16 protein-coding genes are annotated in these 15287 nt (G+C 55.4%); 5 read left to right on the top strand and 11 right to left on the bottom strand.

All coding sequences use genetic code 11. The features are described from left to right. Nucleotides 1–10 precede the first annotated feature (10 nt). Entirely contained in the window at nucleotides 11–712 is a 702-nt protein-coding gene (locus tag FIV00_RS07520; RefSeq protein WP_152500163.1) for a GntR family transcriptional regulator, read from the top strand. An 11-nt stretch (nucleotides 713–723) separates the two neighbouring features. Here FIV00_RS07520 and FIV00_RS07525 read toward each other — a convergent pair whose 3' ends face one another. The 6 genes from FIV00_RS07525 to FIV00_RS07550 all read right to left on the bottom strand — a co-directional run bounded on the left by FIV00_RS07525 (nucleotide 724) and on the right by FIV00_RS07550 (nucleotide 5905). Beyond that, a complete protein-coding gene (locus tag FIV00_RS07525) occupies nucleotides 724–1824 on the bottom strand; it encodes an energy transducer TonB (protein WP_152500164.1) in 1101 nt (366 codons plus the stop codon). After that, on the bottom strand, nucleotides 1821–2222 hold the full coding sequence (locus FIV00_RS07530; RefSeq protein ID WP_152500165.1) for a biopolymer transporter ExbD: 402 nt from the start codon (nucleotides 2220–2222) through the stop codon (nucleotides 1821–1823). Before FIV00_RS07530 ends, FIV00_RS07525 begins: the two co-directional genes overlap by 4 nt. Then, nucleotides 2219–2551, bottom strand: a complete 333-nt coding sequence (locus tag FIV00_RS07535; protein ID WP_173005909.1) for a biopolymer transporter ExbD — start codon at nucleotides 2549–2551, stop codon at nucleotides 2219–2221. The genes FIV00_RS07530 and FIV00_RS07535 overlap by 4 nt, the downstream gene beginning before the upstream one ends. Before the next feature lie 43 nt (nucleotides 2552–2594). After that, nucleotides 2595–3278, bottom strand: a complete 684-nt coding sequence (locus tag FIV00_RS07540) for a MotA/TolQ/ExbB proton channel family protein (protein WP_152500167.1) — start codon at nucleotides 3276–3278, stop codon at nucleotides 2595–2597. Between the two features lie 10 nt (nucleotides 3279–3288). Further along, nucleotides 3289–3717: a hypothetical protein gene (locus FIV00_RS07545; protein WP_152500168.1), complete on the bottom strand. Its 429-nt coding sequence runs from the start codon at nucleotides 3715–3717 to the stop codon at nucleotides 3289–3291. Nucleotides 3718–3790: 73 nt separating this feature from the next. Beyond that, a complete protein-coding gene (locus FIV00_RS07550) occupies nucleotides 3791–5905 on the bottom strand; it encodes a TonB-dependent hemoglobin/transferrin/lactoferrin family receptor (protein WP_152500169.1) in 2115 nt (704 codons plus the stop codon). A gap of 267 nt (nucleotides 5906–6172) precedes the next feature. Here FIV00_RS07550 and FIV00_RS07555 point away from each other — a divergent pair, with 267 nt between their 5' ends. The 4 genes from FIV00_RS07555 to FIV00_RS07570 are packed head-to-tail and all read left to right on the top strand — an operon-like array spanning nucleotide 6173 to nucleotide 10167. Next, nucleotides 6173–7261: a hemin-degrading factor gene (locus tag FIV00_RS07555; RefSeq protein ID WP_152504159.1), complete on the top strand. Its 1089-nt coding sequence runs from the start codon at nucleotides 6173–6175 to the stop codon at nucleotides 7259–7261. Continuing rightward, the gene (locus FIV00_RS07560; RefSeq protein WP_209006852.1) at nucleotides 7258–8154 is read left to right on the top strand and encodes a hemin ABC transporter substrate-binding protein; all 897 of its coding nucleotides are present in this window, start codon (nucleotides 7258–7260) and stop codon (nucleotides 8152–8154) included. The genes FIV00_RS07555 and FIV00_RS07560 overlap by 4 nt, the downstream gene beginning before the upstream one ends. An 8-nt stretch (nucleotides 8155–8162) precedes the next feature. Then, nucleotides 8163–9299, top strand: coding sequence for an iron ABC transporter permease (locus FIV00_RS07565; RefSeq protein WP_152500170.1), 1137 nt, complete (start codon nucleotides 8163–8165; stop codon nucleotides 9297–9299). 52 nt (nucleotides 9300–9351) lie between these two features. Continuing rightward, a complete protein-coding gene (locus FIV00_RS07570) occupies nucleotides 9352–10167 on the top strand; it encodes a heme ABC transporter ATP-binding protein (protein ID WP_371419580.1) in 816 nt (271 codons plus the stop codon). A 3-nt stretch (nucleotides 10168–10170) separates the two neighbouring features. On the opposite strand, the gene FIV00_RS07575 is transcribed toward FIV00_RS07570, so the two are convergent. Genes FIV00_RS07575 through FIV00_RS07595 form a run of 5 tightly spaced genes read right to left on the bottom strand, consistent with a single transcriptional unit; the run spans nucleotide 10171 to nucleotide 15181 of the window. Further along, nucleotides 10171–11682 (bottom strand): mannitol dehydrogenase family protein, encoded by a 1512-nt coding sequence (locus tag FIV00_RS07575; RefSeq protein ID WP_152500172.1) that lies wholly within the window; start codon nucleotides 11680–11682, stop codon nucleotides 10171–10173. A 3-nt stretch (nucleotides 11683–11685) separates the two neighbouring features. Then, entirely contained in the window at nucleotides 11686–12459 is a 774-nt protein-coding gene (locus FIV00_RS07580; RefSeq protein ID WP_152500173.1) for an L-iditol 2-dehydrogenase, read from the bottom strand. Next, entirely contained in the window at nucleotides 12456–13460 is a 1005-nt protein-coding gene (locus FIV00_RS07585; protein ID WP_152500174.1) for an ABC transporter ATP-binding protein, read from the bottom strand. Before FIV00_RS07585 ends, FIV00_RS07580 begins: the two co-directional genes overlap by 4 nt. A gap of 11 nt (nucleotides 13461–13471) precedes the next feature. Then, nucleotides 13472–14302, bottom strand: a complete 831-nt coding sequence (locus tag FIV00_RS07590; protein WP_152500175.1) for a carbohydrate ABC transporter permease — start codon at nucleotides 14300–14302, stop codon at nucleotides 13472–13474. Between the two features lie 12 nt (nucleotides 14303–14314). Then, a complete protein-coding gene (locus FIV00_RS07595) occupies nucleotides 14315–15181 on the bottom strand; it encodes a carbohydrate ABC transporter permease (RefSeq protein WP_152500176.1) in 867 nt (288 codons plus the stop codon). Nucleotides 15182–15287 lie beyond the last annotated feature (106 nt).

Here is a 15287-nt window from a genome sequence, read left to right on the forward strand (position 1 = left end):
GACTGACCACTTGACGTTGACCGAGACAAATTCCTGGACAGGCATTCGCAAGGAGCTGTTGCGAAGGATACATAGCCGGGTCTGGCAACCGGGTGAGCAGATCCCGCATGAGGCTGATCTCGCCGAGGAATTTGGCTGCGCCCGGACAACTGTCAACAGAGCGCTCAGGGACCTTGCGGAAAGCGGCCTTGTTGTGCGCAAACGGCGGGCGGGAACGCGTGTCGCACTCAACCCGCCTCAACGGGCGACCCTGACAATTCCAATCATACGGGAAGAAGTCGAGGCTACGGGCAGGACCTATCGCCATAGTCTCCTGGAACGGGACTTTCGCCCTCTACCTCCCATGTTACATGGTGCGTTTCCGGCTACGCTTAGTGAGGATGTGCTTTACCTGAAGACGCTGCACTTTGCCGATAACAGGCCCTATGCTTACGAAGAGCGTTATATCAATCTCAACGCAGCGCCGGAGGCCCGCGATACGGCCTTTGACGAGGTCAGTGCCAATGAGTGGCTGGTCCATAATGCGCCTTATAGCCACGGCGACATTTCCTTTTTTGCAGTAAGTGCAGACAAGACCCTGTCCCGCAAACTGGATGCGGGCAGCGGAACCGCCCTTTTTGCGATGGAACGCATCACGTGGGCCGGCAACATGCCGATCACCCATGTGCACCTGATTTTCGCTCCTGGCTATCGAATGCGGACCGAGATCTGACGCTGCCGGCCTCACCTCATGGCAACGGGCAAGGTGAAGGACCAGGAGGCTCGAGAGCCGGGGATGGGAGGAAAAGGTGCTGCTCGCTGAACGGCTTTTACAACGGCTGAATCGAATGGTTTCGAACCCGAAGACTTGGCAAGTCGAATGCCAGTAACGGAACCGTTCTTTCGAACAGTAAATCGAACCACGGCATCACTTTGGGTCCGTTTTCCACCACGGGGTGCTCTGACAGACCTCAGCAGTTTCCGGTGAACTTTCGCAGGGTAGTTGGTTGCATCCGCGTTGCCTGCCGACTTGGCCTTGCTTTTTCGCTGCGATCCGCCCTTTTGAGCCGTGCGGCTGGACGTCCCACTCGCCCCATTTCGGCTTGCTGATTGCGGCTTCCGTGCTTGTTTAGTCCGTTTTTCAGGAACTGCTTCGTCTACCTCGCGGACTGGCGGTTTCGGTTTGATACGCGGGCTGGGTGTCGTTTCGGCAGGTTCAGCAGTTGGCGCATTTTCCGCCTCGATTGCAGCAAGTTCGTTCGCCGGTACTGGTTTAGCTGTCACGCTTTCGGTATTTGCAGCATTTGGAAGGACCGGTGTCGGCTGCGCATGGCTTGGTTTCAAGGTCGCTGATGCTGCAGAGGCGATGAGTGGCACCTGTGTGATGTTTTTTTCAGGTGTTTGGGCCTTACTGCCGACAGTTCTTGCAATTTTTTCGGGAGCGAGCGCTCGAGATGTAACTGCCAGAGCATTTGTCTGCGCGGTTGGAAGACGGACTGTTGTTTGACGCCTTGGAACAACAGTCGCAACTAGACTTGGCTTTACCGGCGTTGCAGTCTCGCTCTTCAAAGGGGTGATTGCCTCAACATTCGAAGCTGCGCTTATTGCGCCCTTGATCGCTTTTCGGGTCGCAATTGCGTAGACTGGAACGGTGGTCGCCAGCTGCTCGACTGAACCGGAAACAATCGTGTTGAAGGCAGCTTCTCCCAACACTGCATGCTGTACTGCGCCGCCACCTGAATGCTTTAGAGCTGGAGCGTCTGTCATCGTGAGGGCAGCGGCAATCACGTGAATTGCCAGCGACAACAAGACAGCGACAAAAAACAGTCGGTGGATTGATTTCATTTGTTGGTGGTCCGTGTGACGACGACAACGGCGTCAGCACCAGCGCCATAAAGGGCTTTGACGTGCTGCAGCAGTTTTCCTGCTCCCAGATTTTTGTCTGCTGCCAGTTTGACCTGTCTTGGCGCACCCTCGCGCTCCGGTAAATGGTTTGCCAAATAGTCCGCAGCGGTCACAGGTGCTTCGCGATATACCAGTGCGCCATCGCCGCGTGCATAAAGGGCGTCCGGTGGCGGCAGGGGATCTGAGCTCTTTGTCTCAGGCAGGATGACGTCAGGATCTTGAGGCGGTGTAAGTTGCCCGGTGACCAGGAAAAATATCAACATCAAGAACACGATGTTGATAAGGGAAATCGTGGTTTCCAAAGGCCTTTTGGGCTTGTTTCGCCGGACCCTGATCATTCTGGACCTGCAACTATGATTGTGAGCCCATGAATGTTGCTGAGCTGGTCCATGACAGTCATGAGTTGCTGCGTTGTTGTTTCACCGCGCACCAGCACCAACAGTCTGTCGATTTCGCGCGTCTGCAATGCCTGTGCCTTGGCGTAGAGGTCTGTTTGCGCAATTTCTCTGCCGTTGAGCATCAGCCTGGCCTGGTCAAGAACAAGCATGGCCTGCGGAACAGCGCCTCGACCTCCACTTCCAGCAGGATTTCCGATTTTCACCTGTGCGAAGCTTGTGAAAGTCGAGGACAGCATGAAAAACAGCAAAAGCAGAAAAATGACGTCCACCAAAGGTGTCAGAGAAATTGGATTTTGCTTACGGACTGGACGGTCAAGATGCATAGGCGAACTGTTGTCCGGGCTGCACGCCGGCCTTTTCGCTGATTGTTCCTTGTTTCAGAAACAGTGAAGACGTCAGTGTTTCTGTCGCGACACGTTCGGCCTCCAGCCGCGCTTCAAGCCAGGTGACGATCAAAGACACTGGCATGGCGACGCCGAGACCTGCGGCCGTTGTCATCAAGGCAACCCAGATGCCACCTGCAAGTGCGGAAGGATCTACGTTGTTTCCTGCAGCCTGGAGTGCTTGAAATGCGTCGATCATGCCAAGAACAGTTCCGAAGAGGCCAATCAGAGGCGCTATCTGCGCAATGGCCTCCAGAGCCCTGACACCTTTTGAGAAATGATGCAGGTCTCCCATTGCCAGTACGCTGACCTGCTCTTCAATTTCTGTTTTTTCGGCTCGTTGCTCGAGGAGCGTCAGAGTGGTTCGCAGTGCTTTTTCAGCCGCGCTTTTCGGTTGGGCAACGCGGGCCGCCGCGTCGGCATATCGGCCTTGCTGCCACAAAGAAGCCGCCTCACGTGCGTTTCGAGCGTTTCCGATCCTGCACATCTGGAACTCTGCGATCTTTACAATGATCAGTGCCAAGGCAACTACGGAAAGACCGGCAATCACAGTGACAACCGGGCCGCCCAGTGCGAGCAGGGCAGAGACATGATTGAACAGATCATAAAGCATGGGTGTGCTCCTACTGGATGAGAGAGACGCTTGTCTGGCTCTGAAGCGAAAGTGGGGTGGTACAATGGCCGGAGACAAACTCTGTGCTGCAGCCGGCAGGTCCGTTGATCAACAGTTTGCCTGTGCCTTCGCAAGTCAGATTCGACAGTTCGAATTGACGCACGATGGTTTTGTCCTGCGGTAGAACGCCGAAATCAAAGACGGACATTTGGTTGATGACGTCGTTCTTTCCGAAAACAACTATTTCATAGGATGCCGCGTCAATGTCCTGACTGCTCCGGTTTTCCATGACGAATGACAGCCGGCAAGCAGTGCCGCTGGCTTCCAACTTGTTGAGCTCAAGCGAGATGTGGGGTGTCTCTTGTTGTGATTGGGCCGGAGCTGTACCCGCCATCAAAAGCGCAGTTGCATATGCTGCTGCTATCTGGCTGAACCTCAAAGTCTTCACTCCTGAGCATTTTGTATTAGGTCTCGCCGCCCATGAAGACAGGCGGCGAGAAAGCTAGGTGCCGTCACCAACTGAACTGTTTGTTCATTGTCAGCTTGAAGGTCCGGCCTCGACCCGGGTCTCCTGCCAGATTGTTCTGGTAGTCCTTGTCGAAAACATTCTCGACCGCGGCGCGCAGTTCGTAGCCTTGAAGGAGGCCTTCGCGAGGTTTCCAGTTCGCGAAGACATCGTGGACGCCGTAACCCGGGAAGGGACCCGTTGTCGCTCCACTGTCGATGCCTGCGGCAAAGAGGCCGCGCCAACCGAACTCGACATCATAGGCAGGAACGCGTCCGCCAATTGTCATGGCGAGCGTATCGGCAGGGATCGAATCCAGAGTGCTGCCTGTCTCTTGATCAACACCTCTGACGAGGCTGTACGCCAATGTGCTGAAGACATATCTGGAGTTATAGGCTGCCTCGACCTCAAGCCCCCAAATTTCGGCCTCGTCAATATTGACGTAGTAAGGAACCGAGGTGCTTTGACCGGTGTTCGGATTGGTTGAGATAAGGTCTTTCAAGTCGTTGTAAAAAGCAGTCGACTTGATCTGCAAGCCATCCTGATCTTGAAAGACATCAAAGAATGATAGCGATACTCCAGCTTCGACTGCGTTCGATTGTTCTTTTTCAAGGTTGAGGCTTGCGTTGCGGCCGCCCGGATATGTGCGTGTGGCACCCGAGCTTGAGAACATCTCGTCAAGTGTCGGCACGCGCTCCGTATGGGCAACCGAGCCGAAAATCGAGAATGTGTCATTGAACCGATAAAGTGCTGCAAGTTTGGGAGAGAATGCGACTTCATTTTGTTCAGAGGCCCCTGAAATGGACCCGTCCGGAGACAAGTTGACGAAATCAACCCGAGCACCTGGAATGATGGTCAGCTTCTCATTCCAGATGAATTCGTCCTGGACGAAGAAACCGAATTTTGTGTCCGTTCCCTCTGGGTGAAATCCGATCGCGCCACTTTCGGCATCGGCAATTCGCTGCTGATGCGAAAGTTGTGTGCCGAATGTGAGGAAGTTCTCGAATCCGTTACCTGAATGCTCGATCGTGTTTTCGATCTTGCCCTGCCAGGTGCGATATCCGTATTCGCTGTCTTCAAATAACTGGGAAGGGATTGTTGAAGTTGCATTTTCCTGATCAACGGTTGTGTCAGAGAAAGACAGATTTATGTCCAGGTCGAGCAACGCATTGTCCGATGCTGGATTGTTGTATCGGAATACGATGGTCTGATCGGTGATGTCCCGATCGACTTCTCCGAAACCGAGCGTCCCTGTTTGCGAATATTCTGTATCGTCTGCGGAACTCTGCCAACGTTGATATGACAGGCGAACGGATTGTTCCTTGGCATCTCCGAAATAGTGCGTGACCTTGGCAAGTCCGGAATAGGCGTCGAATGCCGAGCCGTCGATTAAATCGCCGTCTCCTGTCTGATAGTCGTCGGATCGCCGGAAGTTGCCGTTCAAAAGCACTTCTGTGTTTTCAGTGACGCGTCCGGCAAACGTGCCGGAGGTCAGGAAACCGTCACCGTTGGAATCGTACATGCCTTTCACATTGACGGCGACTGTTTCTCCTGTTTCCAGGAAATCGCTTGCGTCTTTGGTCGTGAAATTGATCACGCCACCCAATGCACCTGAACCATAGAGCGTTGAAGATGCCGGACCGCGTAGAATTTCAACCTGCTTGTAAAGTTCTGGGTCTGAGAAAAACGAGCCGACGCGATACTGTTCAAAAAACTTGGTCGCTCCGTCCACGGTTACGATGATCTTGGATTCGTCAGAAGCGCTGAGATCACCGATGCCGCGAATATTGAAGGATTGGCCACCTGTCCGGTCGCTGCCCACAACCGTAACCCCTGGGACCTCGCGAAAAAGGTCACCAATTGTCATCGCTTGTTCGTCGTCAATCGCCTCCTGATCAAGCACGGTGACAGCTTGCGGCGTGTCGATGGCAACCTTGTCGACACCTGATCCGACCACGATGCGTTGCAGCTTTGTCACGATATTGCCTGTCGCCGTGTCAGTGACAATCGTAACAGGTACTTCCGTTGTGACATCCTGAGCGACAGCCAAGCCGTCTAAAGTCAATACCCAAAGAGCAACTCCACCCATTAGCCGGGTGCGATTGATGTTGCTATGCCCCATTAAAAATCTCCAAGAGTGCGCGTTAACGCGTCCATTTCGCTGCCTCTCAAACAGCGTTTTAAACATGAGTCAATGACTCAGGTATTGCGGTCAATAGGAAACATGAGTATAGGAGTCAAGTATTAGATTGCGAGCGCCTCGAAATTGACGTTGTTTGGAATGGTTCCAGATTGCTGCTGTTTTTCAGTGAGTTATCAGAAACGCTCATTCGACGAAGGTCCGTGGTGCCTGCTGCCATCAACTCCAAATGTCTACAAAGGCAATGCCATGAATGCCGCTTTGGAAACTGCCGAAACCAAGCCAACTGCCGATGAGATCAGAAGGGCTCGTAAGCAAAACCCGAAGATGCGCGACCGGGATCTGGCTGATCTCATCGGCGTCTCTGAGGCCGAACTGGTTGCAAGTTTTGTCGGTCATGGAACGCATCGGATCACGCCTAACTTTGAGGTTCTGTTTCCCGGCCTGGCGCAGCTCGGAGAGGTGATGGCGCTCACCCGCAACGAGAGCGCCGTGCATGAAAAAATCGGTCCGTTTGAGAAGTTCATCAACGGTAAGCGGGCGGCGCTGATGTTGGGCGAGCAGATCGACACCCGAATGTTTCCCTCGAACTGGGTTCATGGATTTGCAGTGCAGCGGAGCGACGGGAAGGATGTTCGCCGCTCCTTGCAGTTTTTTGACGCTCACGGAGATGCGGTTCAAAAGATTCATGCCCGCCCCTCAACCGATCTTGAGGCCTGGGATCGCCTGGTGACAGCGATCCTGATTGAAAATCAGACACCGGATCTCTTGCCGGAAGTTTTGGAAGCCGAGCCGTTTTCCCGAAAGCAACCTTCACATAATGTCGGCAACGTTTTGCGGGACCGTTGGCAGGCTTTGACGGATCCTCATCAGTTCCACGGTATGCTGCGGGATCTGGAACTTGACCGTCTCAGTGCTTTCGAACTCGCAGGGGACGCCTGGGCCTGGCCACTTGATCGAGGCTCGGTACCGGCGCTCTTGCGACTTGCCGCTTCGGAAGCCATTCCGATCATGTGTTTCGTCGGCAATCGTGGATGCATCCAGATTCACTCTGGCCGCATCAATATGGTCATCGACAAGGGTCCGTGGATTAACGTGATGGATCCGACGTTTCACCTCCATCTCAGAACAGATCATATACACGAAGTCTGGGCAGTCAGAAAACCTGCGGATATTGGGTACGTGACTTCTGTTGAAGCATTCAACAGCAGCGGTCAGCATATCATCCAATTCTTTGGGGTGCGCGGTGAAGGCAATTCGGAGCGCACAGATTGGCGGGGACTTGCTGAAAACCTCCCAAGATTAGACCGGTCACTTGCCCTGGGAGCAGCGGAATGAAAAAACACTCGTTTTCAAAACTGTGCAGCTATTTTGCAGCAGTCGCATTGACCGTCATGGCGCTGTTTGCACCGAGCAAGCAAATCTTCGCAGGGGGTGACACAAGCAGCAAGGCAAACCGCATTGTGTCGGTCGGCGGGTCGGTGACTGAGGTTGTCTACGCGCTCGGAGAACAGGACCGACTGATCGCCAGGGATACAACGAGCGTGTTTCCTGATCAGGTAAACGATTTGCCCAATGTCGGTTACATCCGGGCGTTGTCGCCGGAAGGGGTTCTGTCTGTCGATCCTGACCTGATCCTCATGCTGGAAGGTGGCGGGCCTCCTGAAGCTGTTGAAGTGCTCAAATCAAGCGGTATCTCGATTGCGATGATACCGGAAGAATTTACTGCTGCAGGCATCGTCGGCAAGGTTCAGGCCGTCGGAAAAGCGCTTGGAGTGCCGGAAAAAGCGGATGCGTTGTCCCTGAAGATTTCTGCCGATCTCGAGGCCGCACAAGACAGTGCTTCAGGCAAAGCTTCTGGAATGCGCGTCTTGTTCATTCTGTCTACTCGCGGTGGTCGGATCATGGCCGGTGGTGTGGATACGGAGGCCGATGGCATTCTTTCCCTGGTGGGAGCAGTAAATGCTGTCTCCGATTTTAAGGGCTATAAGCAATTGAGCGATGAGGCCATTATCAGTGCCGCACCGGATGTCGTTCTGATGATGACGCGTGCAGGAGACCACGGAGCGGGTCCGGAAGAACTCTTTGGGCATCCCGCGTTGGCACAGACGCCCGCAGCTGAAAACAATCGGCTAATTAGAATGAGGGGCCAATACCTGCTTGGCTTTGGCCCACGAACCGCTGATGCGATCAGAGAGTTATCGCAAAAGCTGGCAGACTACCGAAATTGAGCACGGTGATGAGCGAAGCCATCGCCCGGCGCGGCAATCGGGTGAAGTCCCGTTCAGTTCGCCTTATGCACTTCAAAACCGGTGACCGGGAACCGGTTGCCAAGGCTGCAACTGCTTTGCTGGCTCTGGTGTCGCTTGGTGTGACGGTGGCAAGTCTCGCAATTGGACCGATCGCCGTTCCGATTTTCGACATGCTCCCCAAAATGTTGGCTGTCCTTTTGAGCGGTGATCGCGGTGTTCCGGAGGGCGTTTCTCCGCGCGACTGGATCGTCGTCATGGATATTCGCCTGCCGCGTGTTCTTCTGGGCGCGCTTGTAGGCGCTGCGCTGGCGGTATCCGGCGCTGTCATGCAAGGGCTCTTCCGCAACCCTTTGGCTGACCCGGGAATTGTTGGCGTATCGGCGGGGGCAGGGTTCGGCGCGGCAGTGTTCATCGTTCTTGGCGGTTCCGTTCTGGCGCCGGTCATGACCTTTCTGGGGATCTATGCGGTGCCTATTGCGGCATTTGCCGGGGGCTTGATGACAACACTTCTGCTCTATCGCATAGGCACAAGAGGCGGGATCACGTCGGTTGCGACGCTGCTGCTCGCCGGCATCGCTCTCGGTGCACTGACAGGCGCAATGACTGGCCTTCTTGTGTATGTGGCTGACGACCAGCAGCTCCGAGACCTGCAGTTCTGGGGCCTGGGGTCACTTGCAGGATCTAACTGGAGCAAACTTGCGTCTGCGGCCCCCATTATTCTGGCAATGCTTGTCTGTGTTCCCTTTCTGGCCAGAGGGCTCAATGCCCTTATCCTTGGTGAGGCAGCAGCGGGACATATCGGGATCCGGGTTCAGTTGCTCAAAAATGTGAGTATCCTGATGGTGGCCGGAGCTACTGGGGCATCTGTCGCCGTGAGTGGTGGTATCGGTTTTGTCGGCATTGTTGTGCCTCATCTTCTCAGGCTTACCATTGGCCCGGACCATCGATACCTGCTGCCGGCGTCGGCCTTCCTGGGCGCGGTGCTTCTGATTGCCGCTGACACACTCGCCCGCACTATCGTTGCTCCCGCTGAATTGCCGATCGGTATCATCACGGCCTTTGCCGGCGCTCCTTTCTTTTTGTGGATCTTGTTGCGCAAACGGGGGCTGATGGGTTTCTCATGAAGGCTTGCACATGCTCCACTTGAACAGATCCGAAGACCTTGAGCCGGAAACACTGCTCCAGCTTTCCGGCGTGGGCGTCAACGCAGGCCGGGTCGAAATCGTCAAGGAGATCGCGTTCAGTGCAGCGGCTGGTGAGGTTCTTGCCATTATCGGTCCAAGCGGGTCTGGCAAGACGACCTTGATGAGAGCGATAACGGGAGAAACCGCCTATCGCGGTTCGATCGAGTTGGCAGGACGAGAGGTCTGCGAATTGGCTCCTGGAGCACAAGCTGATCTTCGGGGTGTGCTGCCGCAAAATTCTCAAATTTCGTTTCCGCTCAATGTCACAGAAGTCGTCGGCCTCGGATTTCTGGGCCGTCAGAAAGAGCGTGTGGACCGCTACCTACGGGTGAGAGAAGCCCTTGCGAAGGTCGGATTGAACGGTTTTGAAGAACGATCCTATCAGGACCTGTCCGGTGGGGAACAGCAGCGTGTCCAGCTCGCCAGGGTGTTGGTTCAGGTTTGGGAGCCCGTCCCGGTTTACGCGCCACCTCACTGGCTGTTTCTGGATGAGCCGGTGTCCAGCCTCGACATAAAACACCAGTATCAGATCATGCAGTTGGCCAGGGACTACGCAGATAGCGGCGGCGGGGTCGTCACGGTCATGCACGACCTCAATTTGACCCTTGCGTTCGCGGACAAGGTTCTTGTGATGAAAGACGGATATGGTCTTGCCTTTGGACGCCGGGAAGAGGTCATGACTGCGGAGCTTTTGACGGCGGCTTATGACTTTCCGTTGATGATGACGGCCAACGAAAATGGTGATGAGCCTTTGGTCACACCCGCACATTTCCGGCCGGGCCCGGAACAAGCGGCACCCACCGACTGAATTTCAGCCTGCCGGTATCCGCCGCTCAGGCCTTGCGTTGCCCGACCCACCTTCGATGTAGTTCAGAAGTGTGTCGGCGACGCCGATTGCAGCAATCTGGCTGACCGCTTCGGCAAATGCACCCAGAAAGCGTGCGTCCTTGCCAAGCGGCCCAAACAGGTCGGGCATTTCGAACGGTTCTTCGCCCTGTTTGAATACACTCACGGCCCAGTTCTTTAGCAGGACTGAATTGCCGTCTTGCAACTCGATTTGGTGGCCGGTTTCATCCTTACCGAGGCAGTACCGGCACCAAAGGGCGGTTTCAAGGGCAAGACCGTCGACGGATTGTTCCTTGTCGAGACGTTCCTGGATTGTCGGCAAGATGAATTTTGGTTGCCGGTTGGAACCGTCGAAACAAAGCCTTGGGATCGTGTCGCCAACCGCCGGGTTCGAAAATCGGGTCATCACGGTTTCCAGATAAGACTGAAAACTGACCCCCTGAATAGGAGGCACGGTCGGTATCACTTCCTCCTCCTCAAGTTTGCGCAGATAGTTACGGATCAGCGGATCATTCATCGCATCGTGGACGAAATAGTGGCCGAGCAAAGCAGCCGGATAGGCTATGGCCGCGTGACCTCCATTCAAGATCCGGAGTTTCATGAGCTCATAGGGAGCGACATCCTCAACGAACTCGACGCCGACTTTTTCCAGTGGTGGGCGGCCGCTGGGAAATTTGTCCTCCAAAACCCATTGCCGGAATGGCTCACAAACAACGGGTGCGGCATCTTCGAGATCGAAGGTCTCCGTCACAAGACTGCGTTCGCGATCTCCCGTCGCCGGTGTGATGCAATCGACCATTCCACTCGGAAATGCGACATTGCCCTTAATCCAGGCGCTTGTTTCTGCAGAAAGAGCTTCGGCAAAGCCGACAACGGCCTGTTCTGTCACATGGCCGTTTTCCGGAAGGTTGTCGCAGCTCATGACTGTGAAAGGCGCAAGCCCGATGTCCCGGCGTTTCAGAAGCGCCGCGACAAGAATGCCGAATACCGTTCTCGGATTGGCAGGGTCATGAAGATCGGCCAGAATTTCGGGATGCCCGGCATCGAAACCACCCGTATTCGGGTCAACGAAATAGCCACCTTCGGTGATTGTCAGAGATACGATGCGAATGGCTGGATCGGTCAGGCGCGCGATGAGCACTGCAGGATCTACCTCGACAAAGTCGATCATCGCTCCGCATATGCGGGCGTTAAGTCCCTCCGGCTCCAGCTCGACTATCGTGGTTAGCCAGTCTTGGTCTGCAAGCCGGGCACGCATGACTTCATCATAGGGCTTCAGGCCCGCACCGACGATTGCCCAGTCGAGACCTTCACCAAGCTGAAAGAGATTGTCGAGGTAGACAGCCTGATGAGCACGGTGAAAATTGCCAACACCGATATGAAGAATGCCTGCCGTGAGTTGGGCCCGGTCATATCTCGGGCGGCCAATTCTCGCCGGCAGGGATGAGAGCACAGTGTTGTTCAGTTTTTGTGTCATTGGTCAGCTCATCCAGTTGCCGCCATCGACGTTGTAGGTTTGCGCAACTATGTAGTTGGCATCAGGTGTTGCCAGGAAAACCGCCATCCCGGTGAGGTCGTCCGCCGTGCCCATGCGGCCGAAGGGCACAGCTGCGCCTACGGAAGCCTTCTTTTCACCCGGCTTCAGTCCTTCGTGTTTTGCAAAGAGCGCATCAACACCGTCCCAGTGCTCCCCGTCCACAACGCCCGGCGCGATTGCGTTCACATTGATGCCGTGGCGGATGAGGTTGAGACCTGCGGATTGGGTCAGGCTGATCACGGCAGCCTTGGTGGCGCAGTAGACGCCGACGAGAGATTCACCGCGTCGGCCGGCCTGGCTGGCCATGTTGATGATCTTGCCACCCTGACCACGCCTGATCATGGATTTTGCGGCAGCCTGCAACGTGAAAAGTGTTCCAGCGACATTGATGCTGAAAAGCCGGTCGTAGCTCTCTCTAGTGATGTCGACAATTGGTGCCAGGTCGAAGAGAGCGGCATTGTTGATGAGGATATCAAGGCCGCCGGTTTTCTCTTCAATCGACAAGATGGCTGCGTCAATGGAGGACTGGTCAGTGACGTCGAGTTCGACCGCATAGGCGTTCGGCCCGAGGTCACGAGCTGCCGCTTCGGCTCCTGCCAGGTTGATGTCGCCGATGGCGACAGTTGCACCCTCTGCCACGTAGCGTTCGGCAAACGACTTGCCGATGCCACGTGCGGCGCCTGTAATCAGCGCTGATTTTCCTTCTAGCCGTGTCATGCCATTCTCAGGCCTTGATTGTCGAAGCGATGGATCTTCTCAGGGTCTGGCGTCAGATGAACGACGTCACCGTGCCGCAATGCGACTTCGCCGGAAGACCGCACTGTCAGTGGCTCATCGTGACCTTCAATTTCGACATAGAGAAAGGTGTCTGAACCCAGATGCTCCGACACGCCGACCTTGCCGGCCCATTTGCCTTCGGTCGCCGAAACACTGAGGTGTTCCGGCCGAATGCCGATGGTGGTCGCGTCGAATTCCGAAGCATAGGCGCCCATCAGGAAATTCATCTTCGGAGATCCGATGAAGCCTGCGACGAATTTGTTCTTTGGTGTGTGATAAAGGTCCAGCGGCGATCCGACCTGTTCGATGACGCCTGCCTGCAACACCACGATCTTGTCTGCCATGGTCATGGCCTCGACCTGGTCATGGGTCACGTAGATCATCGTGGTTTCAAGCGACTGGTGAAGTTCCGAGATCTCAAGCCTCATGTTCACACGCAGCGCGGCATCGAGGTTTGAGAGCGGTTCGTCGAAGAGGAACGCTGCAGGCTCGCGGACAATTGCCCGGCCGATTGCCACACGTTGTCTCTGGCCGCCGGACAACTGGCCCGGACGGCGTTCCAGATAGTCTGTCAGATTGAGAACCTTGGCAGCGGCTTCGACCTTTGCGTCCTGGGCGGCCTTGTCGAGGCCGGCCATGCGAAGCGGAAAGGCAATGTTCTTGCGTACCGACATATGCGGGTAGAGCGCATAGGACTGGAACACCATCGCAAGTCCCCGCTTGGCGGGCGGAACTTCCGTCGCGTCTCTGCCATCGATGTTGATTTCGCCCGAAGTCGTGTCTTCCAGACCTGCAATCAGGCGCAGGAGCGTTGACTTGCCGCAGCCGGAGGGGCCAACGAAGACGACGAACTCGCCATCGTTGATCTGAAGGTCTAACGGAGGGATCACCTGGACATCGCCGAAGCTTTTGGTGATTTGGTTGAGAGTTATCTGGCCCATCTTGGGAACTCCTATTTAACCGCGCCGAAGGTGAGACCGCGAACCAGTTGTTTCTGGCTGAACCATCCAAGGATCAGGATGGGTGCGATCGCCATGGTCGAAGCTGCGCTCAGCTTGGCGTAGAAAAGACCTTCCGGGCTGGAATAGCTGGCAATGAAGGCGGTGAGAGGTGCTGCTTTTGCGGCGGTCAGGTTCAAGGTCCAGAACGCTTCGTTCCAGGCAAGGATGAAGTTGAGCAGCATTGTGGAGGCGATTCCGGGAATGGCCATCGGTGTGAGGATGTAGAGAATTTCCTCTTTCAGCGATGCGCCATCCATGCGGGCTGCTTCCAGGATCTCACCGGGGATCTCCTTGAAGTAGGTGTAGAGCATCCAGACGATGATCGGCAGGTTGATCAGCATCATCACGATGGTCAAACCTGTTCGCGTGTCGAGAAGACCCAGCTGTATGAACAGGAGATAGATCGGATAAAGCACGCCGACCGCTGGAAGCATTTTGGTCGACAGCATCCACATCAGGATGTCCTTGGTGCGCTTGGACGGCACGAAGGCCATCGACCATGCAGCCGGTATGGCGATCATGAGGCCGAGAACGGTCGAGCCGCCGGCAATGATCACCGAGTTCCAGAGAAAGCGCATGTAGTCGGATCTTTCCTGGACGACCGCATAGTTCTCCAGCGTCCAGTCAAAAAACAGGAACAGCGGTGGGTCGTTGATCGCCTGTGCCTCTGTCTTGAAGCTGGTCAGGATGGTCCAGAGGATCGGGAAGAAGATCAGAAAACCGATTGCCCATGCGACGGTGGTGTTGATCGTCTTGCGGCGGGTAGTGACAGAACGTGCCATGTTTTTCCCTCCTCAGGTGTCCAGGTTTTTGCCGACGATGCGCATCAGGAAGATGGCAACGATGTTGGCAAGGATGATTGCGTAGACACCACCGGCAGATCCGAGGCCGACATTCTGACTTTCCAGAACACGCTGGAAGATCAGGTAGGTCAGTGTGCGGGTGCCGAAGGCGCCGCTTGTGGTCACGAAAATCTCCGCAAAGATCGCCAGCAGGAAGATCGTCTGGATCAACACGACGATTGTTATGGCGCGTGACAGGTGCGGCAGGACAATGAAGGCGAAACGCGACAGGGGCGGTGCCCCATCCATTTCGGCAGCTTCAAGCTGTTCACTGTCGAGCGACTGAATTGCAGTCAACAGGATCAGTGTCGCGAAGGGCAGCCATTGCCAGGAAACGATCAGGATAATCGAAAACAGCGACAGATCGCTCAGCCATTCAATTGGCTGTGCACCAAAGGCCTTCCAAAGGTGCGCGAACAGGCCGTTCACCGGATCCATGAACATGTTTTTCCAGACGAGTGCCGAAACGGTCGGCATTACGAAAAACGGTGCGATCACGAGTATGCGGACGATGCCCTGGCCCCACATGGGCTGATCCAGAAGCATGGAGAGCAGGACCCCAAAGAAAATCGTGATGAGCAGGACGCCTCCGACAATGATGAGTGTCGTTTGAACACTTGGCCAAAAGGCACTGGAGGAGACGAAGCGGACGTAGTTGTCGAAACCGGTCCAACCAAGATCACCGCCGCGGAGCGGAAGGTATTTCTTGAACGAAAATACCAAGGTCATGGTGAGCGGAATAAGCATCCAGCCGAGAAGCAGAATGACTGCAGGAGCCATCATTATGCGAGCGGCGGAGCGGGAGTGCTGGGTAGCCATGGACACACCTTCTCTGTTGACGGCAGTAGTCTACCGTGACGAGCGGGGCTATGGGGAGCAGGTGGGTAGTGTAAAAAGGGAGGGCGGAAGTGCTCCGCCCTCGCAG

Source organism: Labrenzia sp. THAF82 (genome assembly GCF_009363435.1).
In the GTDB taxonomy this organism is placed as follows: Bacteria; Pseudomonadota; Alphaproteobacteria; order Rhizobiales; family Stappiaceae; genus Roseibium; species Roseibium porphyridii.